The organism is Cupriavidus sp. UGS-1 (assembly GCF_021213615.1).
GTDB lineage: Bacteria > Pseudomonadota > Gammaproteobacteria > Burkholderiales > Burkholderiaceae > Cupriavidus.
Genome location: NZ_JAJQJF010000001.1, coordinates 212,898 through 234,692, shown reverse-complemented (window position 1 = coordinate 234,692; position 21,795 = coordinate 212,898). Strand labels below are relative to the sequence as shown.

Here is a 21,795-nt window from a genome sequence, read left to right as displayed (position 1 = left end):
TTTCAACGCGGGAGGACCGCGATTAATCTTGGACCGTGAATAAACGTCACCCCAATGACTGCCCAAATCGCCGTCCGACATTCAACGAACTTTTCGAAACCAGAACGACCATGAACCATCCCGTCATCGATGCCATCGAGCAACGTATCTCCGCCAATTTCTTCGATGCCTCACGTCCGCTATCCGACGCGCAGATCGAAGCGCTGACCGCGCTGGCAACGCGGGCACCCACCGCCTACAACCTGCAGAATTGGCGCTTCATTGCGGTCCGGTCCGCCGAGGCCAAGGCACGGCTGCGCGCGGTCGCGTGGAACCAGCCCAAGGTCACCGATGCGGCGGTCGTCTTTATCGTCTGCGGCGTGCTGGCCGATCCAGACACGCTGGCGCAGCGCTTGCAGCCAATGGTCCAAGCTGGCCTGATGCCGGCCGGCATGGTGCAGGGCTGGGTCGATGCGGCGCGCGGCCAATATCTGGAGCAGCCGCAGAGCCGGCGTGACGAAGCGATCCGCACCGCCTCGCTGGGCGCCACGACGTTGATGCTGGCCGCCCAGGGCATGGGGCTGGCGACCGGCCCGATGACCGGCTTCGATCCGCAGGGCGTGGCCCGTGAATTCGCGCTGGCCCCGGACGAGGTGCCAGCCATTCTGGTGGCGGTCGGCCACGCGGCGCCGGGCAACTGGCCGCAAAAGCCGCGCCGGCCGCTGGCCGAAGTGCTGGATTTCGCCTGAGGCACGTACCATGAACCGCACCACCGACCTGCTGCTGACGGGCCTGGCCCCGGCGATCTGGGGCAGCACCTATGTCGTCACGACGGGCCTGCTGCCCGACGGCTATCCGCTGACGGTAGCCATGCTGCGCGCCCTTCCCGCCGGCCTGCTGCTGTTGCTGTGGGTCCGCCAGTTGCCGCAGCGCGGCTGGTGGCTGCGCGTATTGGTGCTCGGCGCACTGAATTTCTCGGTGTTCTGGGCGATGCTGTTCGTCAGCGCCTATCGCTTGCCGGGCGGCGTGGCCGCGACGCTGGGCGCCGTGCAACCGCTGATCGTGATCCTGTTCTCCCGGCTGCTGCTCGGCAGCGCAATCCGGCCCGTTGCCATGATCGCCGCGATCGGCGGCATGGTGGGCGTGGCCCTGCTGGTGCTGACGCCGAAGGCCGCGCTGGACGCCACCGGCGTCGCCGCGGGACTGCTGGGCGCAGCATCGATGGCGCTCGGCACGGTGCTGACGCGCCGCTGGCAACCGCCCGTGTCCGCGCTGACCTTCACCGCATGGCAACTGGTGGCGGGGGGCCTGTTGCTGCTGCCGGTGGCGCTGTGGATCGAGCCACCGCTCGGGCAGCTGACGCAGGCCAACGTGGCGGGCTTTCTCTATCTGGGATTGATCGGCGCCGCACTGACCTATGTGCTGTGGTTTCGCGGCATCGCGCGGCTGGAACCGTCGGTGGTAGCGTCGCTGGGATTTCTCAGCCCGCTGAGCGCGGTGCTGCTGGGATGGGGCTTGCTGGATCAGTGGCTCAGCGCGCCGCAATTGGCCGGCATGGTGCTGGTGCTCGCCAGCATGTGGTTGAGCCAACGCGCGGCGGCGGTCCGGACGGTGGCGCCGCCGTTGCGGCAGGCGCCCCATTCATCCGAATCGCACGGATCCGCGCGGAATGGCCGCGCCTGATGCGCTATGACGGGTCCTTGGTACGGGTGCGCGACACCGCGCCCATGATGCCAAGGCCCAGCACGATCACACAGGCGATGGCCACATAGGTCTCCGGCACGCCGGCCGTGATCAGGCCCCACGCAATGCCGCCGACGAGGATCAACAGTCCAATCAGGAATAGTGCAAACGACATAACCCAGCTCCTGGCAATTGCCGCGCGTTGCCGTGATCGGCTGCGGCTTAAGTGCAATGTAGGGGCCATGCCGCGCGGCAGGGATCGGTCGGCAACGGAGACTCGCGTAGGCCGGTTCCTACGCGCACGGTGGATGTCGCGGCACCTGTTGGTTGCGCGCATTCGGCCTATGATCGTCCATATCGATCATTCGTCGCCCAGCGAGGCCATCGCCACGACGCAAGGCGAATCGGCCGCCGCCGGCGCAATCCGATGACTATTCGAATCGGCATCTCGGGATGGCGCTACGAGGGCTGGCGTGGCGCCTTCTATCCGAAGGGACTGGCCCAGGCGCGCGAACTCGAATTCGCCGCGCGCGCGGTCGACACCATCGAGATCAACGGCTCGCATTACTCGCTGCAGACCATCGGCAGTTATCGTGCCTGGTACGAGGCCACGCCGCCGGGCTTCGTCTTCGCCGTCAAGGGGCCGCGCTATCTGACCCATATGCTGCGCTTCCGCGACGAAAAGGCGCGCCCGGCCCTGGCGAATTTTTTTGCCTCCGGCGTGCTGGCGTTGCAGGAAAAGCTGGGGCCTTTCCTGTGGCAATTCCCGCCGAATTTCAGCTTCAAACCCGAACGGCTGGAGCGCTTCCTGGCGATGCTGCCTCGCAATACCGAGGAGGCGAGAAAGCTCGCCCGGGAGCACGATGGCCGCGTCAAGCAACCGTGGTTCGAGCCGACGCGCAAACGCCGGCTGCGCCACGCCATCGAGATCCGTCACGCCAGTTTCTGCACGCCGGAATTCCCCGCGCTGCTGCGCAAGCATCGGGTGGCGCTGGTGGTCTCCGATGCGGTGGCGGACTGGCCCTACGTCGAGGACGTGACCGCGGATTTCGTCTATCTGCGGCTGCACGGCACGGAGACCTTGTATGGCGGCTCCTATTCGGATCCCGCGCTCGATCGCTGGGCCGATCGCCTGAGCGCGTGGGGCGGCGGCGGAGAACCGGACGACGCCAAGCGTATTTCTCACATCAAGGCACGCAAGGCGGCGCGGCGCGACGTGTACTGCTATTTCGATAACGACATGAAGGTCAAGGCGCCATTCGATGCGCAGCGGTTGATCGAACGGATCTCATCCGATCAACACCGCCCCCCAACCTAGTTCGCGGCCTTGGCCAGCTTGCCGAAATCCCGATCCAGCCGGGCCAGCGATGCATCGATCCGGCCACGCTTTTCCTTGATCCAGGCATCCTGCTGCGCCAACGTCTGCTTCGCGGCCTTCAGCATCCGCTCCATTTCGGCGGGCTGCGGGCCGCCGACGGTGGCGCGATGGCGAACGATCGCCACCGGATCGAGCGTGGCGCGGAATTCCGCTTCGCTGATCGGCAATTGCGCCGGCCCCTGACCCTTGACCGCTTCCGCATAGATGCGCTGCGCCTGCGCATACGGAAATTCGCTGGGCCGGATATTGTTCGCCTTCGCGTAATCGACGACCTCCGACGCGAAGTGATGGCCAACGCGAAATGGCAGCTTGTATTTGCGCATCAGCACGTCGGCCAGTTCCTGCGAAGCGGTCCAGTCGCTGTTCAGTTCTTCCAGCGCACGCTCAGGGCTGATCACCAGCGCGTTCAGGATCTTGTCCCAGCCCTGCAGCACGCGAATCGCGCTCTGCACCATTTCGCTGTTGGGCTTGACCTCCTTGGCGTCGCCCATTCCGGGCGTGATGTTGTGCGCCTGGATGACCGGTCCCATCGCCAGCGTGACCGCGGTCGAGGCGTGCCGGCGCGTTGTATTGAGCAGGCCGGGATTGCGCTTCTGCGGCATCGCACTGGACACGTAGGTATTGCTGCCGCCCTCCTGCAACAGCATCCACGGACGCGACTGCGCATACTGCGTCATCACGTCCTCGATGAAATTGCCCGCATGCAGCGCAATGCTGGTGACGATCGCGCCAACCTCGACCGGTTGCTCGGTCGAGGAGATCTGAGCGGCATCGTAGGCGTTGTCGACGATCGCCGAGAAGCCCAGATAGTCGGCCATCCGCGTGCGATTCAGCGGCCAGCTGGTGCCGTTCAATACCGTGGTTCCCATCGGCGAGCGGTCGATGCGCGCATAGGCCTCGCGAATCCGCTGCGCGTCGCGCTCCAGGCCGGCCGCATGCCCCAGCAGATAGTGGCCCAGGCTGTTAGGCTGCGCCGCCACGCCGTTGGTGTAGTTCGGCACGATGGTATTGGCGTGCTTCTCGGCCAGCGACACCAGCGAACGGCTGGTCTTGTTCAACTGGTCGGCCAGGCTCAGCAGGTGGTCGCGCAGGATCGCCGCGCGGTAGGTCGCGTGCATGTCCTGGCTCGACCGCCCCGCATGCAGCAGCGTCACCTCGACGCCGGCCGCCTGGATCAGCAAGGGCTCGAAGGTAATCACCGTAGACGGTCGTTTGCCGCCGGGCCGATTGCCGTCCTCCAGCACCTTGACGATGCCCGATGCAATGCGCGGTGCGAGCGACTTGTCCAATAGCCCCTCATCGGTATTGATGACGGTGGTGGCCTTGTTGATCTCGCCCAGCCAATAGAATTCGTCGCGATTGACAGCGGATTGGGCAAAGGCGGGAACGGCATGGGCGGATATCGCCAGGGCAAGAATGCCAATTCGGGTTTTCAACATGGCGGGTTCGCTTGTCTCTTTATGCGGTTGTTATTCGGCGGCGGGAACAGGAAGCCCCCGGGATTACAGCGGATTGCAGGTGCGGGCGCAAGGCTATACATTCTGCAGACAATGCTGCGCATCATTGCCGCTTGGAACCCTTCTCAATCATGACAACACGCCGCGCCGAAAGCCCCGATTGGGTACATCGCGCCGAGCCGGCGCAAGGCGTCGAGCGCATCGAGGCTTTTCTCACCGGCAATGCCTATTCGATGCATCGGCACGATACCTATGCGATCGGGCGCACGCTGGCCGGCGTGCAATGCTTCCAGTATCGGCGCAGCCTGCGCGCAAGCCTGCCGGGCAAGACCATCGTGCTGCATCCGGACGAGCCGCACGACGGACAGGCCGGTACCGACGAGGGCTTTCGCTACCGGATGCTCTATATCGAGCCCGCGGTATTCCAGGCGGTGCTCGGCGGCAAGCCGCTGCCATTCATCGAAGGCGGCATCAGCGACGACCCGCGCTTGTTCGCGGCCACCGCGGCGCTGCTGCAGCAGCCGGATACGCGGCTCGATCCGCTGGAACAGGACGACGGCATGGTCGAGCTTGCGCTGGCGCTCGACGCCGCTTCCGGTGCCAGGCCGCTGCGCTCCTCCTGCGACTTCCGGGCGGCCCAGCTCGCGCGCGACTATCTGCATGCCTCCTCGCATCGCATCGTCACGCTGCAAGAGCTGGCCGCCGCCTGCGGACGCGACCGCTGGAGCCTGTCGCGCGATTTCCGCACGTTCTACGGCACCAGTCCCTACCATTACCTGACGATGCGGCGCCTGGAGACGGCACGCCGGCTGATGCAGAGCGGCGTCGGGCTGGCCGACTGCGCGGCCGCCGCCGGTTTTGCCGATCAGAGCCATATGACCCGGCACTTCACCAGGGCGTACGGCATTCCCCCGGCCAGGTGGCTGGGCATGGTGCGCGCCGCCGGCGGCCGCTGATTCTGCGCGCCAATCCGGCTCGCACGATCGTTCAAGACGCCGCCGCAGCATCCGCCTACGCTGTGCTCTCCGCATCCATGGAGAGCACTCATGCAAGCCAACAATCACGCGGCTCCGGCCACCCGCGGCCAGGGCACCGCCATCGATTTGATCGGCAAGATCGGGCAAATCGACGGCCACTGGCAGCCGCGCGTCGTCGCCGAAATGAATGACTACCAGTTCAAGGTCGTCAAGCTCAAAGGCGATTTCATCTGGCATACGCACGCCGATACCGACGAGACGTTTATCGTCCTCGACGGCGAGTTGCGGATCGACCTTCGCGATGGCGCGATCGTGCTGCACGCCGGCCAGATGGCCGTGGTGCCCAAGGGCATCGAACACAAGCCCTTTGCCGCCGAAGAAGTGAAATTGCTGCTGATCGAGCCGCGCGGCGTGCGCAATACCGGTGAAGAAGGCGGCGAACGGACTGTGCAGAACGACCAGTGGATCTGATCTGTCGGCAGGCATTCCGAACGTAGTCGAATCGCCGACAAGCACTGTCGTCCCCGCGAACGCGGGGATCCAGTGGCTTGCAACGACGCTGGATTCCCGCTTTCGCGGGAACGACGAGATAGCGACCGCGGTCTTGCCAACGCAGCAACAGCCCCTTGACAGTCGGCATTTCATGTAACACCATAAGTTTCATGAAACGCGATAGCAGACTCTCAGGCGTACTCCACGTCCTGTTGCACATGGCCGAGCACGATGGTCCGGTCACCTCCGAGGTCCTCGCCAAGGCGATGGACACCAATCCCGTGGTCATTCGCCGCGTCATGGCGGGCCTGCGCGAGCAGGGCTACGTGCGCTCGGAAAAGGGACACGGCGGCGGCTGGACGCTCGCCTGCGACCTGTCCACGGTCACGCTGCGCGACGTCTACACCGCGCTCGGCTGCCCCTCGCTGTTCGCCATCGGCAATCGGACCGAGTCGCCCGGTTGCCTGGTCGAGCAGGCCGTCAATGCCGCGCTCGACCAGGCCTTCAACGACGCGCAAGCGCTGTTGCTGGCGCGGCTGGGCGAGGTCACGCTGGCCATGCTGAGCGCCGATTTCCACCAACGGATGGTCGCCCGCGGCGGCCGCCACGATCTGGAGCACGTCCATGCGGTATGACGCCATTGTGATCGGCGGCAGTTTCGCCGGCCTGTCGGCCGCCACCTATATCGCGCGGGCAAGACGATCGGTCTGCATCATCGATGCGGGCGCCCCGCGCAATCGCTTTGCCACGCATTCGCACGGCTTTCTCACGCAGGACGGCAGCAATCCCGGCGCCTTGCTCGCGACCGCGCGGCAGCAGGTCGCCGCCTATCCCACCACGACGTTTATCGAGGGCAAGGCCATCGGCGCGTCCGGACAATCGGGCGCCTTCTCGGTGACGCTGGCGAATGGAGAGGTAGTGGAAGGCGCCCGGCTGGTGCTCGCCTATGGCATCTCGGACGAACTGCCCGACCTGCCGGGGCTGAAGGAGCGCTGGGGCAAGTCGGTGATTCATTGCCCGTACTGCCATGGCTTCGAATTCAGTGGCCAGCGCTTGGGCGTGCTCAGCATGTCGCCGATGTCGGTCCATCAGGCCATGCTGATTGCCGAATGGGGACCGACTACGCTTTATCTGAATGGCGGCGACAACGCCGACGACACCGTGCTCGCGGAATTGGAGAAGCGTGGCGTATCGATCGAAACGGCGCCGATCAAGGCGCTGCATGGCCAGGGCACGGCGCTATCGGCAATCGAGTTTACCGACGGCCGCACCGCCGCTGTCGATGCGCTTTATCTAGCCGTCCGCAGCAGCCTGAACAGCGACATTGCGCATCAGCTTGGCTGCGAAATGGAGGAAGTGCCGTTCGGTTCGATCATCCGGACCGACGCCCAAAAGAACACCACGGTCCCGGGCGTCTACGCCGCGGGCGATATCGCGCGCGGCATGCATAGCGCGACGTTCGCCAGCGCCGATGGGGTGATGGCCGGGGTGGCGGTGCACCAATCGCTGGTGTTTGGGGCGCGCTAAGCCGCCTGTGGCTTCAATCGCCGGACTTCTCCGGCGGCACCGCCTTTCCCAGCAATTTGCCGAGCAGTCCGGTCTTGGCGGCCGCGCCGCGGCGCTCCGTCTTAGGTGCCGGGCCGCCGCGCTTGGCACCTGCCTGCTTCATGCTGTTGGCGATCTTCAGGCCTTTGTTCTTTTCGAGGTCAGTTTTCTTCACGGGATCATCTCAGGGGTGGAGCCCGGCATTGTACGCAGGTGAACAGCGGCTCGTCCGCGCTGGCACCTGGCAGATCGTCCATCTTCACGAACATACACCTAGCCACCGCAAGAACTCAGTGCGGTGCCTTGTCGAATGACCGCGTCAGTTCCGTATCCGCCAACCACTCGGCCTGCTCGCACACCCAGATATGCGCGGCCGGCCGCTGGCCCGGATCTTCGTCCAGCGTCGCAACGCGGAGGATGACCTGATCCTGATGGATCCATTCAGCCATCAGCTGGCTGCCGCATTGCTTGCAGAAGTGGCGCAACTTGCCGGGCGATGACTCGAACGAGCCGAGAAACGGTTTTCCCTTCAGCCACTGGAAATCGGTCCGATCCACCCTCGCCGTCGTGGCAAAGGAAGCGGCATGCGCCTTTCGGCATTTGCGGCAATGGCAATGGACAATCTGACCGGCCAATGCCCGGGCTTCATATTCGATCTCGCCGCAGAGGCAGCTTCCTTTCATGTCTCGCTCCTGTTGCCGCAGGCGCGCGCACGCTACCCGGTCACCCAAAACGCCTCGTCATACTGCACCGTCCCCGTCGGCCAGCCCCCTTCCAAGCGCACCGCCTGGAAGTATTCCGGCGGCACGTCGGGCAAGACGAGATCGGCGCGGCAAACGAAGCCGAAGCGTCCGTAGTAGCCAGGCTCGCCGAGCACCACGCAGCCCCGTGCGCCTTGCCGGCGCAGCGCGTCCAGTGCCGCGTTCATCAGCAGGGAGCCGACGCCCTTTCCCTGCCATGCGGGAAGTACCGCGATCGGTCCCAGGCCATACCATTTCTCGCTGCCGTCGGAAATTGCAACGGGTGACACCGCAACGTGGCCGACGATCTGGTCGGCGTCCGTGGCGACCAGTGAAATCGACAGCTGTCCTCGCGCGCGCAGCGCATTGACGATCAGCGGCTCGGTGCCGCTGGCATGCGTCGCGCTGCGAAATGCTTCGCCGACGACCGCCTCGATCGTCGGGATGTCGGCTGGTACTTCGTCACGGATCTGAATGGGCATGTTGACCGCCTGCAAGGAATTGGACGGCGATGCAGCACCGCATCGCCCCCCCTTCGAATCACGACGAACGATGCAGCGCCTCTTCGCGCCGCAGCCACTGATACAGCAATGCATGCAACTGCGCCGGCTCCAACGGCTTGCGCAGCACCACATAGCCTTCGCGTTCGGCCTGCAGCAACGCCGGCGAATCGAATTCGCCGCTGACCATCGCGCCGCTGGCGTCGGGACAGCGCTCCAGCAGGTCTTTCAGCACCTCGAAGCCGCTCTCGCCCGAACGCAGGCGCTGGTCGCACAGGATCGCCTGCGGGCGCAGTCCGCCGTCGAGCAGCGCGAATGCCTCGGTAGCCGATGCGGCGAAGCGGGCATCGACGTGCCATGCCTGCATCAGGCTCATCCACGCCCTGACAACCACCGGATCGTCCTCGACGATCAGGCAGCAGCCGCTCAGCGGCGGCAGCGTGCTCGTCGGCCGCGCCTGGGACTCCGTCGTCATCTCCTGCACATGGGCCTGCGCCGGATCCGCGGCGGGAAAGCGCAACCAGAAGCGCGAGCCGCGGCGTTCCACCGAGGTCAGCCCATAGGCGGCGCCCATCAGCGTCGCGCAGCGGGCCACCACGGCCAATCCAAGTCCATGGCCGGCGCTATCGATGCGCCATGCATATTCATTGCGATAGTACGGCGAATAGATGCGGCTCTTGTCCTCGTTGGCCACGCCGATGCCGGTATCCCAGACTTCCAGCAGCCAGTCCGCCCCGCGACGCCGGGCGGACAACAGCACGCCGCCCCGCTGCGTGTACCGCAGCGCGTTGTGGACCAGGTTGACCAGCGACTGGCGCAATAACGAGGCGTCCGCCAGCACCGCGGCCGCCTGTTTCGGCACGCGCACGCGCAGATCGAGATCGCGGCTATGCGCCTCCTCGCGGAACAGCGCCGCAACCTCCTCCATGATCGGCGCGAGCGCCACCGGCACATTGCGCGGCATCGCCATGCCCTGCTCGATCTTCGACAGGTCGAGCAGCGAGTTGAACATCAGATGAACCGATCGCACGCTGCGCCGCAGATCGTCCAGCGGCGGAATCAGCGCCGGATCGCGATTGCGCTGAGCGATCGCTTCGATCAGGAAGCCCATCGCATGAACGGGCTGGCGAAGGTCATGGCTGGCGGTGGTCAGGAACAGGTTCTTCGCTCGCAGCGCGTCCTCGGCCGCCTCCTTGGCGAGCCGGTAGCTTTCCGCGAGGCGGATGCCGTCGTCTTCGAGCTGCACCTGCTGACGGAAGAATTGATTGGCGATCAGCGCGTGCCGATAGATCGCGACCGCATACAGCAGCGTCAGCGGCAGCACGAATTGCCAGTGGTCGGGAAAACTCCACGGCACGTTGACGGTGACCACGCCCCAGCAGGCGAAAAAAAAGCGCTGGAAGGCGCCCAGGATCGGCGTCTGGTGCGTGGCGTTGGCGGCCAGGATGGCGGCGAGGCTGATATGCAGCAGCAGCGCGAAGTCGAACGTCACCTGTCCCGCGGTCAACACCGTCGCCATCGACAGGCACAGGCCGTGAACCAGCGCGATCCGCTTGACCACCGGCAGCCAGCGCTCGGCCATCACGGCATCGTCGGACTGCGCCCGCTCGCGCTGATAGTGGCGCCGCTCCAGCTGCATCCAGCCGGCCGCGAGGCAATAGGCCAGCGTCCAGACGAGCAGCGAACGCGCGTCCTTGCCGGTGACGTGAAGCCACGCAACGAACGGCAAGCCGACGAACGGGATGGCGTTGACGCTGAAGACCAGCCGCTGGAACGTCATGTCGACCAGGCGCGCCCGGGCGCGCGGGCTGACGCTCGAATCGGCGGTGGGACGCAGCCCCAGCGGTGGCGACAACGGCTCGCTCACGGTTCGAGCCGTCGTCCGTGCAGCAGCGTGATGGCTTCGACGCGATTGCTGACACCGAGCTTGCCCAGGATGGCCGTCACGTGTTCCTTGGTGGTCTGCTCGGAAATCGCCAGTTCCTTGGCGATCTGCTTGTTCGGCAGCCCGCGCAGCATCAATGCAAGAACCTGGCCCTGCCGGTCGGTCAGGCCGAGATCACGCGGACTCAGTGGCAGTTCGCGCCGCAATGCCGGCGTCAGTTCCGCCGGCGGCATCGCGGGAAACCAGGTTCCCCCCTTGCGCAACGCGGCTACGGCCTGGGCGAACGTCTCCGGCGGCTCGCTTTTGCGCAGAAAGCCATGCGCGCCGGCCTCCATGGCCTTGATCTGCACGCGCGCGTCCTCATCGCCGCTCATCACGAGCAGGCGGCACGATGGCAGCTTTGCGGCGGCCTCTCGCAGCAGCGCCAGGGCGGTGCCGCCGGGCAGCCAGAAATCGACCACCAGCAGGCTGGGAGGACCGTCGTCATCGATCCGTTGAAAGCACTCCTGCGCATTCGCGGCATAGTGCGCCACCGCGTAGTCGCAATGCGTTGTCAGATATCCCGCAATACCGCGCGCCACCAGCGGATGGTCGTCGACGACGATGGCATACGACTGGCGCGCCGGGGCCATGCCCGACGCAATTCGACTCTTCACCAAGCTTTGGCTCCTGACCCCTGCCGAAATAAAGCTTATTTTTTGCGCCAGTGTAATTGATTTCGCACAACGGAATTTGCGCGGCGCCCCGCAACCCCTACTACGGTAGGTGTTCGAAATTTAATTAATCGTGAATGAGCTGACAGAAACGAAGGGAATTACCGAAGGGGTCGACCACCTGCATTTCCTTGCCCCAGTCCATCGTTTCGACGCCGGGCCGCGCATATCGGTATGGTTTCGCCGCCAATTCCCGCTGCAGCGTGTCAATGTCGTCGACCCGCAGGAAAACGGCCGTTCCGGGCGCGCCATCGCCATGATGCTCACTCAGATGCAGCAGCAAGTCCGAGCGCGATATCTGCATGTACAGGGGCAGGCTTTCCTCGAACCGATGCTCCCAGTCGACCGAAAATCCGAGGAAATCGAGATAGAACTCCTTGGCCTTCTCCACCGAGAAGATACGCAGAATTGGAATGGCGGGTGAGAGCTTCATCCGATTGGTTCATTCAATGCAATGACAGAAGCATAACCAATGCGCGACCAAATCCGTAAGTTCCAACATTAATGCAATTACCGTTGGCGCTGATGAACCCGGCTCACGGAGCGGCGGCGGCGGGCCCGGCTTCGAGCAAGAAAGCGAGCGCCTGGCGCCACCACGCTCCATCGACACGATCGAACCAGTCGTTGTGGTCGGCACCCGGCACGATGCGCAATTGGCGGCGGGTGCCCAGCGCATCGTGCAGTGCGCGGCCAAAGCGTGCCGGCACGATCCGATCGCGCTCGGCGACCACCACCAATACCGGGCGATCGAATGCGGCGAGATTGGCGACGCTGTCGTAGCGGTCGCGCAAGAGCCAGGTGGTCGGCAGCCAGGCGTAGTGATGCGCGGCGATATGGGCCAGCCGGTCCCACGGCGTAATCAGCATCAGGCCGGCAATCCTGTCCCGTTGTTGCGCGGCGGCGGCGGCGACCACGCCGGCGCCGAGCGATTCGCCAATCAGCAGCAGCGGCGCGCCGTAGCGGGAATGGGCCAGCTCGACGATACGCTGAGCATCGGCAACGAAGCTGGCCTCGCCTACCCGGCCCTCGCGCGGCCCGTAGCCCGGATATTCCGCGAGGATCACGCGCACGCCCTGCGCCACCAGCGCGTCCGCATAGACCTTGCGATGGCCGGCATGACCGGCGTTGCCATGAAACACGATCGCCGTAGCACGGGCCGGACGAGCAGGTTCAGCGAGCAGGCCCAGAAAGTCGTCCTCTGCCGGCCAGGCGCGCAATTCGTCGGACACCAGCGCAGCCACCGGTGCCTTGCTCGGGAAGTACAGGAAGTGGTCCTGCAATGCCGCCAACGATGCGGTCGGGGCCATGCCGGCAATGCACGCCATGCCGAGCGCCACGCTTGCGAGGCGGGCGGCAAGGGCACCACGGTGTCGGGCTGCGATCGGCATGCTTTCCTCCCAGGGCCGCTGGCGGAACCGCCACGATCTGAATGATATGACGCTATTCAGCCCATTCCCGCGCCAGCCACGCGAGAAATGCGCGCACCGGCGGATGGCGCTCGCGTCCGGGCACGCACAGCGCCGTATAGGCGGCACCGGCTACCGTGATATCCGGCCGGTACGGCAGCAGCATCCCGTTGCGCACGCTGTCGGATACCATGATCGAACTGGCCAGCACCAGCCCCTGTCCCGCGACGGCGGCCTGCAGCGCATAGCTTTCTTCCTCGTAGGCGCGCATCGTCGCGCCATCCTGCAGCCAGCGCACACCGGCGGCATCGCACCACGCCTGCCAGCCATCGTCGTACAGCGTGGAATCGGTCCAGCGAACCGTGATCAGTTCGGGGGCCCCTACGCCGGCCGCCGCGATCCGGGCCGGCGATCCATAGACGCCGAAGGTTTCGCCGAGGCGGCACGCGTTCAGCAGCGAGGGCCAGGCGCTGGTGCCATAGCGGATCGCCACGTCGATGCGCGCGTCCTGATGCAGGTCGACCGGCGCGCCGTCGCTGTCGATCCGTACATGCACATCGGGATGAGCCTGATAGAAGCGTCCGAGCCGCGGCACCAGCCACAGCGCCGCGAACGACATGGTGGTGGTCACCGTCAGCGACCCGGCCGCAGGCTGCGGCAGCAGCTCGTCGATCGCTTGTGCCACATCGAGCAGCGCGCCATGCATTCGATGGAACAGCCGCTCCCCTTCGACCGTCAGCGCGACACCGCGCGGCAAGCGCGTAAACAGCGCCACACCCAGGCAGGACTCCAGTCCGCGCACTTGATGCGATACCGCGGCCGGCGTCACCGACAGCTCGGCCGCGGCGGCCTTGAAGCTCAGATGCCGCGCCGCGGACTCGAATACCCGCAGGGCGGCGATCGGCAAGGAAGCGAACATGCAATGCGCTCCGAAAAATGCGCACAAAACGCTGGGATGAATCCAATTGATCCGACGCGAGAATTGCTCGTTTGTCGCGCCGCAGCCGCCATCCTACAGTCGCCGTGTCGCTACCCCACAATGCAAGGAACATGATGACCGACACCACTGTCTCCCAAACCCCTTCTGCCGGCTCGGTATTGATCCTGGTCGGCAGCCCCCGGCGGGACGGCAATTCGGCGGTGATGGCGCAGGCCGTGCAGCGCGGCGCCGAGCACGCCGGCCATCCGGTCAAGCTGCGCTTTCTCGACGACCATATCGGCGGGCTGCTGCGCGACTGCCGCCAATGCCGCCGTTCCGATGGCAGCTGCGGCATCGACGACGGCTATCGCGATCTGTTGCTGCAGGACTTCCTGCCGGCGGCCGGCGTGGTGTTCTGCTCGCCGATCTATTGGTATGGCCTGTCGGCGCAGACCAAGGCCTTCTTCGACCGGATGTTCTGCTACTACGCCGCCTCGCATCCGGATTCCGCCAACGTGATGCCCAAGCTCGCCCGCAAGCGGCTGGGGCTCGTGCTGGCCTCGGAGGAAAGCTATGCCGGCGCGGCACTCGGCATCGTCCATCAATTGCAGGAGTATGCCCGCTATACCGATTCGCAATTGGCAGGCGTGGTGCGCGGCACCGGCAATCGCCGCGGCGAGGTGGTACGCGATCCGACCGACGCGATGGCGCAGGCCGAGCGCCTCGGCACGGAGCTGTTTGCGCGCCCCTACAGCGACTATCGCTTCGATACGCCGCGCGATACGCGGGTGTGGCGACTGGACCAGGCGGCATGATGGGGCTGGATCATTGCCGCGAATGACCGCCATGCACGGCGGCCATATCGGTGAACAAGGCCCGGGCAAAAAAATACCCGCAGCCGGGAGGTGCGGGTATTCCAAAGTGGTATGAGCGAGTCGCGGTTCCGCTCAGGGCGCATCCTCGCACCATGCGCCCGTCCCGCCAATAATCCATCCGGACTAGTCGGCGTCCGATCGCGGGCATGGACAAGCGAGCGGGAATCGATTCCAATCCAGCACTGACGAGGGCCGGCAGCCGCGATCGGCGCGCATCGGCCCCGCCGCGCGATGCCGATGACCGGCCCATTCCCGACCGCCATGCCCGATGCCCGCCTGCTGCTGATCGACGACCATACGCTGTTCCGAACCGGACTGCGTCTGCTGCTGGCAGACAGCCCGAGCGTGTCCGCGATCGCCGAGGCCGGCACGGTGATGGAGGCGGTGCAACATCATGCCGGCGCGGCGATCGACATCATCCTGCTCGACATCCAGCTGCCGGGCCTGAACGGCATCGAGGGCGTGCGGGTGCTGCGCCGGCATTTCCCCGCGGCGCGCATCCTGATCGTCTCCGGCACGTCCGGCCGCGATGCGATTCCCGCGGACGTGCTGAAGGACGTGGCCGGGTTCCTGCCGAAATCGGCGGATGCCACGCAGATCGAGCAGGCGATTGCCCGCTGCCTGCAGGGCGGCAGCTACTTCTTCCGCGCGGCCGATGACGCCATCGTGCCGGGCCAGTCCGCCACCGGCGCGGCACGCTACCTGCCGAGCCAACTGACACCGCGCCAGCTCGAGGTGCTGGGCCAGCTGGCGCTGGGCCGCTCCAACAAGATCATCGCGCACCATCTCGGCCTGTCGGAGAACACGGTGCGCGTGCATGTCGCCGCCATCCTCGATCACCTTGGCGTGGTCAGCCGCGTCGAGGCCATCATCGAGGCCCAGCGGCGCGGCCTGATACAGGCCGCGCGGTGAAGCCCGCCAGCGGCCGCCGGCGGCTGCCCTTGCTGCCGCGCTTCGACGAGGGCCGGCTGCTGGCCGCGCAGATGGACCTGCTGGACCAGAGCTTCAGCGTCGCCATGGTCGGCTGCGCACTGGCATCCTGGTTCCTGACCGCGGGGCTGGTGCTGTCCGGCGATCGTCCGCTGGCGTGGCCATGGATGGCCGCGATGACGCTGGCCTGCGCCTACGGCGTGCTCGGCCGCCATCGCATGCCGGCCCGCACCAGCGAGGCCGGCGCGCCGTACTACGCGCGCTGGATGACGATGCTGCTGACCTGCATCGGCGCGTTGTGGGGATTGATCGCCCTGCTCTATCTGGATGTTCGTCAGCCACCCATCGTCATTTCGGTGCTGTGCTTGATCGCGGGCATGAGCGCCGCTGCGCTCGCGGTGTTCTCGGCCTGCCTGCCGGTCGCCGTCGGCTTCTTCGTGCCGGCGATCCTGCCGGTATGGATCAGTTTCCTGGCCACCGGCGACCCGGACTATCTGCCGATGTTCCTGGCAACGCCGCTCTATCTGATCGTGCTGATCATCTTCGCGCGCAATTACGCGCGCGTGGCGCGGCATTCGATCGCGCTGCGCTTCGAGAATATCGAACTGATCGGCCAGCTGCGCGAACAGACCGCGCGCGCCGAATCGGCCCAGCGCGAGGCCGAACAGGCAAGCCGCGCGAAGTCGGTATTCCTCGCCTCGGCCAGCCACGACCTGCGCCAGCCGCTGCATGCTCTGGGCCTGTTCCTGGTGTCGCTGAGCCGCACCGCGCTCGACGACAAGCAGCGCCAGCTGCTGACGCATATCGAGTCCGCGTCGGATGCCGCGCGGGCGATGCTGAACACCTTGCTCGACTTCTCCAAGCTCGAAGCCGGCGTGGTGCAGGCCCGGCCGATGGCGTTCCGCCTGCAACCGCTGCTCTACCGGCTCGAAAGCGAATTCGCGCCGCTGGCGGAAGCGCGCGGCCTGGTCTACCGGACGCGCGAGACCACCTGCGCCGTGTTTGCCGATCCGGCGCTGGTCGAACTGGTGCTGCGCAATCTGATCGCCAATGCGATCCGCTATACCGAGCGCGGCGGCGTGCTGGTGGGCTGCCGCCGGCGCGGCGAACACGCGGTGGTGGAGGTATGGGATACGGGGATCGGCATCCCGGCGTCGCAGCACGCGGCGATCTTTCAGGAGTTCCATCAGCTCGGCAATCCCGAGCGCGATCAGCGCAAGGGCCTGGGGCTGGGACTGTCGATCGCCAGCGGTCTGGCACGGACGATGTCGACCGAAGTCACGCTGGCGTCGACGCCGCGGCGCGGTTCGGTGTTCCGCATGGCGCTGCCGTGGGTCTGGCTGCCGCCGGCCGGCATCGATGCGCTGGTACATCGACTGCCAAGCGATGCCCCGGCACCGCTGAAGCCGCTACCCGCGGTGCGCGCGCTGGTCATCGACGACGATCCGCATATCCGGCTGGCGATGACCGAATTGCTGTCGGGCTGGCAATGCGACTGCAGGGCAGCGGAGTCCGAGCGCGATGCGCTGGCCTGCCTGCCGGCGTTCCGGCCCAATCTGATCGTCGCGGACTATCGGCTGCGCGGAAACCGGGATGGCCTGCAGGCCATGGCCGCGCTGCGCAAGCAGTTGGGGGAAGCGGTACCGGCGATCATCATTACCGGCGATACCGCGGCCGACCGGCTGCGCAGCGTGCATGCGAGTGGCACGGTACTGCTGCACAAGCCCGTGGTCGCCGCGGAGTTGCACGCGGCGATCGTGGCGCTGGTCGCGCCGGAAAACATGGCGCGGGGTTAGACGCGACCGGCAACAATGCGGCCGTTGCACTTCGATAAGTTTTTTTGATAAATCAATCCGATCTATTAATTGGACTTTGGCTCCTGGCTTGCGGACACTGAATCGACAATGCATCGGGTCGATCCCGTGAGGAGCCATCATGCCGTCGCCGCTTCACTCCCCTGGTTCGCCGAGTTCGCCGATCTGGCCCAACTCTTCCGCGCTGCCGCGGCACGATCTGCTGATCGGCGCCGAGCGCGTCGCGCCCATTTCCGGGGCCTATTCGACCGACATCAATCCCGCCACCGAGGCTCCGATCGCGCTGGTCGCACAAGGCAGTCCGGCCGAGGTCGATCTGGCGGTGCAGACCGCACGCCGCGCGCTGAAGGGCTGGAGCCGCATGCGTGCCGCCGAGCGTGGCCGCATCCTGCAGCGCTTCGCCGATCTGCTCGAGGCCCATCGCGACGAGCTGGTCGCACTGGAAAGCCTTGACGCCGGCAAGCCGCTGGCCGCCGTGCGTCGGCAGGATATGCCGGCGGTGATCGACACCGTGCGCTACTACGCCGGCTGGGCCGACAAGATCCACGGCGACGTGATACCGGCCCGCCCCGATGCGCTGACCTATACCGTGCGCGAACCGGTCGGCGTGGTGGCCGCGATCGTGCCGTGGAATTTCCCGCTGATGATCGGCATGTGGAAGATCGCGCCGGCGCTGGCATGCGGTTGCACCGTGATCGTCAAACCCGCGGAAATCACACCGCTGTCGGCACTGCGCATCGGTGAACTGGCGCTCGAAGCGGGCCTGCCGCCCGGCGTGCTCAATATCGTCACCGGCAAGGGCAGCGTGGTAGGCGATGCGCTGGTCGGCCATCCCGGCGTCGACAAGGTGACCTTCACCGGCTCGCCCGGCGTGGGCCGCGGCATCATGCAGGGGGCGGCCGGCAACTTCAAGCGCGTCACGCTCGAACTGGGCGGCAAATCGGCCAACCTCATCTTTGCCGACGCGGATCTCGACGCGGCGGTACGCGCCGCGGCGTCAGGCATTTTCTTCAACGCCGGCCAGGTCTGCTCCGCGGGATCGCGCATCCTCGCGCAACGCGCCGTCTACGACGAGGTGGTCGAGCGGCTCGCCGAACGGGCCCGCGCGATCCGCGTCGGCGAGCCGGCCTTGCCCGATACGACGATGGGTCCGCTGGTGTCCAGCGCGCAACTGAAGACGGTGCTCGACTATATCGAGATCGGCAAGCAGGAAGGCGCGTCCGCGGTGGCCGGCGGCATGCGTGTCGGCGAGCGCGGCTACTTCGTCGCGCCCACGGTTTTCGCCAACGTCGCGCACGAGATGCGCATCTCGCAGGAAGAGATCTTCGGCCCGGTGGCCAGCGTGATTCCGTTCGACGACGAGGCCGATGCGATCCGCATCGCCAACGGGACCGCGTTCAGCCTGGCGGCCGGCGTCTGGAGCGCCGACATCGGCCGCGTGCACCGCGTCGCCGGCGAGCTGAAAGCCGGCACCGTCTGGATCAATACCTATGGCTATACCGATGTCCGGCTGCCGTGGGGCGGGGCCGGCGACTCGGGACTGGGCCGCGAGCATGGCGACGCGGCGCTGCAGAACTTCACGGAGCCGAAGACCGTGTGGCTGTCGCTGCGATAGCGGCTGCGATAGGAGCTGCAATAAGGGCTGCGATAAGGGCTGCGATAAGGGCTGCGATAAGGGCCTGCGATAGACGATCGCCGCCTCAGAACTTCGGAATCCGCAGCGTCTTGCTGATCATCAGCGAGCCCGACAGCACGAACAGCAGCACGAGCGGATGCAGCACCGCGGGACCGAGCGTCCAGGCACCGCCGAACAGCGCGTCGCCGATGCGCCCCTGCCAGGCGCACAGCGCCAGCACGCCGGTCAGCACCACGCTGGTCGGGATCGGCGTGCCCTCGAAATAGGAAACCTTGCCGCTGGCCCCGGACAGCGATTCGGCCGTGACATTGAAGCGCGCGAGCCGGCTGACGCCGCAGCAGACGAAATAGATCAGCGCAATCAGGTCCCAGCCGCCGCGCATGCCGGCGGCAAAGGCCAGCGCCGCGGGACCGACGCCGAACGAGATGATGTCGGCCAGCGAATCGAGCTCGCGGCCCAGCGCCGAATGCGCATGGCGCCAGCGCGCGACACGGCCGTCGATCACGTCGAAGAAGAAGGCCGCGGGCGCGAAGGCCGCCGCGATCAGGAAATGCCGCAGCGACTGGCTGTCGATGTAGAACATCGCGAAGAACACCGACGCCATGCCGCAGCCCGCATTGGCCAGCGTGAAGACGTCGGCCAGCGCCAGCTCGCGGATCATCGAGAAATGCCGCGGCCTTGCCGATGGATCGGCCGATGATCGGGTCGGATCGTTCGATTCAGGCATATCGGGCTCCTCGCGTGGTCGGTCTTCGATCGTCCCTTGGCAACCCCGGGCCGTTCCCGTTACAGGCGTTGCAGATATCGTGCCGGCATCAGGCGCCTGTCATCGCGGCGTGCCGCGACGGCGGGCCAGGCTCGCGGCCAGATAGGCAACGATCGCCACGTTGGCGACGGCCACGCCGATGTGTATCCAGGTCGGATGCCGCGCCGCTTCGTAAAGTTCCACCGGAATATAGATCGCGCCGGACCAGACGCCCAGCCATTGGGCCCAGGCGCGCTCGTGCCACAGCCCATAGGCCTCGGCGAAGCGCATCGCCGCATAGACCGCGGCCGACGCGCCGATGGCCCACAGGCGGGGATCGTCGGGATGCGTGGCCAGCGACAGGAAGATCGTCGGATAGCGGCTGCCCGGATTCAGGTGCAGCCGCGCGACGATGGCTTCGGCCACTGCCTGCGCGTCGCGATGCAGCAGCGCCGCGAGGCCGATCCCGGCCAGCACCACCAGCGCGCCCTTGGCCGCCTCCAGCAGCGCGATGCCTTTCAGGCCGAGGGTGCCTTGCCTGCCTGCCATCGGTCAGCGCTCCGTGCGCATTCGAATCGGTCCGCCGCTCAGGAAAACACGCGGTTCTTGTCGGACACCTGATCGTTGAGCGTCCAGAAGTCGTAGAGCACGCCGATCAGGAAGAAGCCGCCGGTCACCAGATACAGCAGGCCGGTCAGCCATTTGCGCATATACATCCGATGCACGCCGAAGATGCCGAGGAAGGTCAGCAGGATCCAGGCGATATTGAAATCCACGCGGCCGGAGGTGAAACGGCGGTCGGCATCCCGGTCCATGCCGGGAATCAGAAACAGGTCGATCAGCCAGCCGATGCCAAGCAGGCCCAGCGTCAGGAACCAGATCGTGCCCGTTACCGGTTTGCCATAGTAGAAGCGATGCGAGCCGGTGAATCCGAAGATCCAGAGCAAATAACCGATCAGCTTGCTGTGCGTGTCCTGAATCATGTCCATCCTCATGTTGTCGTGCCGGAATGATGCCATAGGCATCTACCCTGCCCGCCAATTCGCCAATTGCATCGAAGAGGCTTCACACGCGAAAAAAACGGGGTTATACTTGCGCCCCTCGCGACGCAAAACACAGCGTTAGCGAAACGGTTCCAGTCCCCTTCGTCTAGAGGCCTAGGACATCACCCTTTCACGGTGAGTACAGGGGTTCGAATCCCCTAGGGGACGCCAGCTTGACCGGTCGCCAAAGGCGTCCGGATGCCGACAAGGAGTGGTAGTTCAGTCGGTTAGAATACCGGCCTGTCACGCCGGGGGTCGCGGGTTCGAGTCCCGTCCACTCCGCCAGCAACAAGCAGAAAGCCCGCCGATCGCAAGATCGGCGGGCTTTTTGTTTTGCGCGGCGCCTTCCCTGCATCCCGGCCTGCGGATTGGCATTCGATTGGTATTCCAGCGATCAGCTTCCACAATAGGAACCTCGATCCACCACTCTGGAAGATGAGGTCGCCATGCATCTGGAAGGCTCCTGTCATTGCGGCGCGGTGCATTTCAGCGTCGAGTCGTCTTCGTATTACCCGTTCATGCATTGCCATTGCTCGATCTGCCGCAAGACGGCGGGCTCGGGCGGTTATGCCATCAATCTGGGCGCCGACGCCAACACGCTGCGCGTACGGGGCCGCAAGCATCTGGGCATCTATCACGCCGTGATGCGCGAGCCGGGCAAGCGCGCGACCCGCTCGCCGGCATCGCGCCATTTCTGCCTGCAATGCGGCAGCCCGCTGTGGCTATGGGACCCGCGCTGGCCGGAGCTGGTCCATCCGCATGCGTCGGCGATCGATACCCCGCTGCCGCAGCCGCCCGAGGTCGTCGAGGCGGCGCTGGACTTTGCGGCGCCCTGGGTCGACGTGCCGCGCGGCAAGGGCCATGTCCATTGCGGCCAGTGGCCCGAGGAGTCGCTGGCGCAATGGCATGCCCGTCATGGTCTCGGCGACGGCCAGCGCTGAACACCGAACATCCCTTTGCGCAAAGCCGCCATGCGGCCCGCTCTTCACACCGTTTCGGCATCGCATATAACTAATCCAGAAGGGCGGCGCAGCTGCGCCGCCCAAAAAATTTGGGGAGGCGGGCTCTTGAAGGTCAC

General features: G+C 65.8%; 25 protein-coding genes and 2 tRNA genes. 14 read left to right on the top strand and 13 right to left on the bottom strand.

Annotated features, from left to right (window positions below):
- Positions 1-110: 110 nt before the first annotated feature.
- Complete coding sequence (locus tag LRR16_RS01050; RefSeq protein ID WP_232204485.1) at positions 111-728, top strand: nitroreductase family protein; 618 nt, start codon at positions 111-113, stop codon at positions 726-728.
- A 10-nt stretch (positions 729-738) separates the two neighbouring features.
- Entirely contained in the window at positions 739-1,662 is a 924-nt protein-coding gene (locus tag LRR16_RS01045; RefSeq protein WP_232204483.1) for an EamA family transporter, read from the top strand.
- Positions 1,663-1,666: 4 nt separating this feature from the next.
- Here LRR16_RS01045 and LRR16_RS01040 read toward each other — a convergent pair whose 3' ends face one another.
- On the bottom strand, positions 1,667-1,837 hold the full coding sequence (locus tag LRR16_RS01040) for a hypothetical protein (protein ID WP_006576660.1): 171 nt from the start codon (positions 1,835-1,837) through the stop codon (positions 1,667-1,669).
- 252 nt (positions 1,838-2,089) lie between these two features.
- Here LRR16_RS01040 and LRR16_RS01035 point away from each other — a divergent pair, with 252 nt between their 5' ends.
- A complete protein-coding gene (locus tag LRR16_RS01035; protein WP_232204482.1) occupies positions 2,090-2,980 on the top strand; it encodes a DUF72 domain-containing protein in 891 nt (296 codons plus the stop codon).
- On the opposite strand, the gene LRR16_RS01030 is transcribed toward LRR16_RS01035, so the two are convergent.
- Positions 2,977-4,479 (bottom strand): argininosuccinate lyase, encoded by a 1,503-nt coding sequence (locus LRR16_RS01030; protein ID WP_232204480.1) that lies wholly within the window; start codon positions 4,477-4,479, stop codon positions 2,977-2,979. The genes LRR16_RS01035 and LRR16_RS01030 overlap by 4 nt on opposite strands.
- Before the next feature lie 149 nt (positions 4,480-4,628).
- Here LRR16_RS01030 and LRR16_RS01025 point away from each other — a divergent pair, with 149 nt between their 5' ends.
- The 4 genes from LRR16_RS01025 (at position 4,629) to LRR16_RS01010 (ending at position 7,493) form a co-directional block, all read left to right on the top strand.
- Entirely contained in the window at positions 4,629-5,453 is an 825-nt protein-coding gene (locus LRR16_RS01025; RefSeq protein WP_232204478.1) for an AraC family transcriptional regulator, read from the top strand.
- A 90-nt stretch (positions 5,454-5,543) separates the two neighbouring features.
- Positions 5,544-5,945, top strand: coding sequence for a cupin domain-containing protein (locus tag LRR16_RS01020; RefSeq protein WP_232204475.1), 402 nt, complete (start codon positions 5,544-5,546; stop codon positions 5,943-5,945).
- A gap of 191 nt (positions 5,946-6,136) precedes the next feature.
- Positions 6,137-6,601, top strand: a complete 465-nt coding sequence (locus tag LRR16_RS01015) for an Rrf2 family transcriptional regulator (RefSeq protein ID WP_232204473.1) — start codon at positions 6,137-6,139, stop codon at positions 6,599-6,601.
- Positions 6,591-7,493, top strand: coding sequence for an NAD(P)/FAD-dependent oxidoreductase (locus LRR16_RS01010; RefSeq protein ID WP_232204471.1), 903 nt, complete (start codon positions 6,591-6,593; stop codon positions 7,491-7,493). The genes LRR16_RS01015 and LRR16_RS01010 overlap by 11 nt, the downstream gene beginning before the upstream one ends.
- A 13-nt stretch (positions 7,494-7,506) precedes the next feature.
- Here LRR16_RS01010 and LRR16_RS01005 read toward each other — a convergent pair whose 3' ends face one another.
- The 8 genes from LRR16_RS01005 to LRR16_RS00970 all read right to left on the bottom strand — a co-directional run bounded on the left by LRR16_RS01005 (position 7,507) and on the right by LRR16_RS00970 (position 13,674).
- Positions 7,507-7,686, bottom strand: coding sequence for a hypothetical protein (locus LRR16_RS01005; protein ID WP_064576286.1), 180 nt, complete (start codon positions 7,684-7,686; stop codon positions 7,507-7,509).
- 115 nt (positions 7,687-7,801) lie between these two features.
- The gene (locus LRR16_RS01000; RefSeq protein WP_232204469.1) at positions 7,802-8,194 is read right to left on the bottom strand and encodes a GFA family protein; all 393 of its coding nucleotides are present in this window, start codon (positions 8,192-8,194) and stop codon (positions 7,802-7,804) included.
- A 32-nt stretch (positions 8,195-8,226) separates the two neighbouring features.
- On the bottom strand, positions 8,227-8,733 hold the full coding sequence (locus LRR16_RS00995; protein ID WP_006576650.1) for a GNAT family N-acetyltransferase: 507 nt from the start codon (positions 8,731-8,733) through the stop codon (positions 8,227-8,229).
- Between the two features lie 58 nt (positions 8,734-8,791).
- Complete coding sequence (locus LRR16_RS00990; RefSeq protein WP_232204467.1) at positions 8,792-10,618, bottom strand: hybrid sensor histidine kinase/response regulator; 1,827 nt, start codon at positions 10,616-10,618, stop codon at positions 8,792-8,794.
- On the bottom strand, positions 10,615-11,292 hold the full coding sequence (locus LRR16_RS00985; RefSeq protein WP_231906481.1) for a response regulator transcription factor: 678 nt from the start codon (positions 11,290-11,292) through the stop codon (positions 10,615-10,617). The genes LRR16_RS00990 and LRR16_RS00985 overlap by 4 nt, the downstream gene beginning before the upstream one ends.
- A gap of 124 nt (positions 11,293-11,416) precedes the next feature.
- Positions 11,417-11,782 carry a glyoxalase superfamily protein gene (locus LRR16_RS00980; protein ID WP_232204465.1) on the bottom strand — a complete coding sequence of 122 codons (366 nt, stop codon included), beginning with the start codon at positions 11,780-11,782 and terminating at the stop codon, positions 11,417-11,419.
- 103 nt (positions 11,783-11,885) lie between these two features.
- A complete protein-coding gene (locus LRR16_RS00975) occupies positions 11,886-12,674 on the bottom strand; it encodes an alpha/beta hydrolase (RefSeq protein WP_232204709.1) in 789 nt (262 codons plus the stop codon).
- 115 nt (positions 12,675-12,789) lie between these two features.
- Complete coding sequence (locus LRR16_RS00970; RefSeq protein WP_232204463.1) at positions 12,790-13,674, bottom strand: LysR substrate-binding domain-containing protein; 885 nt, start codon at positions 13,672-13,674, stop codon at positions 12,790-12,792.
- 134 nt (positions 13,675-13,808) lie between these two features.
- Between LRR16_RS00970 and LRR16_RS00965 the strand changes: the two genes are divergently transcribed.
- From LRR16_RS00965 to LRR16_RS00950, 4 genes are all read left to right on the top strand, one after another.
- A complete protein-coding gene (locus LRR16_RS00965) occupies positions 13,809-14,489 on the top strand; it encodes a flavodoxin family protein (protein ID WP_370646729.1) in 681 nt (226 codons plus the stop codon).
- A gap of 321 nt (positions 14,490-14,810) precedes the next feature.
- Entirely contained in the window at positions 14,811-15,461 is a 651-nt protein-coding gene (locus LRR16_RS00960) for a response regulator transcription factor (protein ID WP_043436556.1), read from the top strand.
- Complete coding sequence (locus LRR16_RS00955; protein ID WP_370646728.1) at positions 15,458-17,275, top strand: hybrid sensor histidine kinase/response regulator; 1,818 nt, start codon at positions 15,458-15,460, stop codon at positions 17,273-17,275. The genes LRR16_RS00960 and LRR16_RS00955 overlap by 4 nt, the downstream gene beginning before the upstream one ends.
- A gap of 139 nt (positions 17,276-17,414) precedes the next feature.
- Positions 17,415-18,908, top strand: coding sequence for an aldehyde dehydrogenase family protein (locus tag LRR16_RS00950; protein ID WP_232204454.1), 1,494 nt, complete (start codon positions 17,415-17,417; stop codon positions 18,906-18,908).
- A gap of 85 nt (positions 18,909-18,993) precedes the next feature.
- Here the strand turns inward: LRR16_RS00950 and LRR16_RS00945 are convergent, their stop codons facing one another.
- The 3 genes from LRR16_RS00945 to LRR16_RS00935 form a co-directional block, all read right to left on the bottom strand.
- On the bottom strand, positions 18,994-19,590 hold the full coding sequence (locus LRR16_RS00945) for a phosphatidylcholine/phosphatidylserine synthase (RefSeq protein ID WP_232204707.1): 597 nt from the start codon (positions 19,588-19,590) through the stop codon (positions 18,994-18,996).
- 165 nt (positions 19,591-19,755) lie between these two features.
- Entirely contained in the window at positions 19,756-20,223 is a 468-nt protein-coding gene (locus LRR16_RS00940) for a DUF2127 domain-containing protein (protein ID WP_232204452.1), read from the bottom strand.
- A 38-nt stretch (positions 20,224-20,261) separates the two neighbouring features.
- Positions 20,262-20,657 carry a TM2 domain-containing protein gene (locus LRR16_RS00935; RefSeq protein ID WP_197498343.1) on the bottom strand — a complete coding sequence of 132 codons (396 nt, stop codon included), beginning with the start codon at positions 20,655-20,657 and terminating at the stop codon, positions 20,262-20,264.
- Between the two features lie 155 nt (positions 20,658-20,812).
- On the opposite strand from LRR16_RS00935, the gene LRR16_RS00930 reads away from it, so the two are divergent.
- From LRR16_RS00930 to LRR16_RS00920, 3 genes are all read left to right on the top strand, one after another.
- A tRNA-Glu gene (locus LRR16_RS00930) sits at positions 20,813-20,888 on the top strand.
- Between the two features lie 37 nt (positions 20,889-20,925).
- Positions 20,926-21,002 (top strand) — tRNA-Asp (locus tag LRR16_RS00925).
- Between the two features lie 161 nt (positions 21,003-21,163).
- Entirely contained in the window at positions 21,164-21,658 is a 495-nt protein-coding gene (locus LRR16_RS00920; RefSeq protein ID WP_232204450.1) for a GFA family protein, read from the top strand.
- The last annotated feature ends 137 nt before the right edge of the window (positions 21,659-21,795 follow it).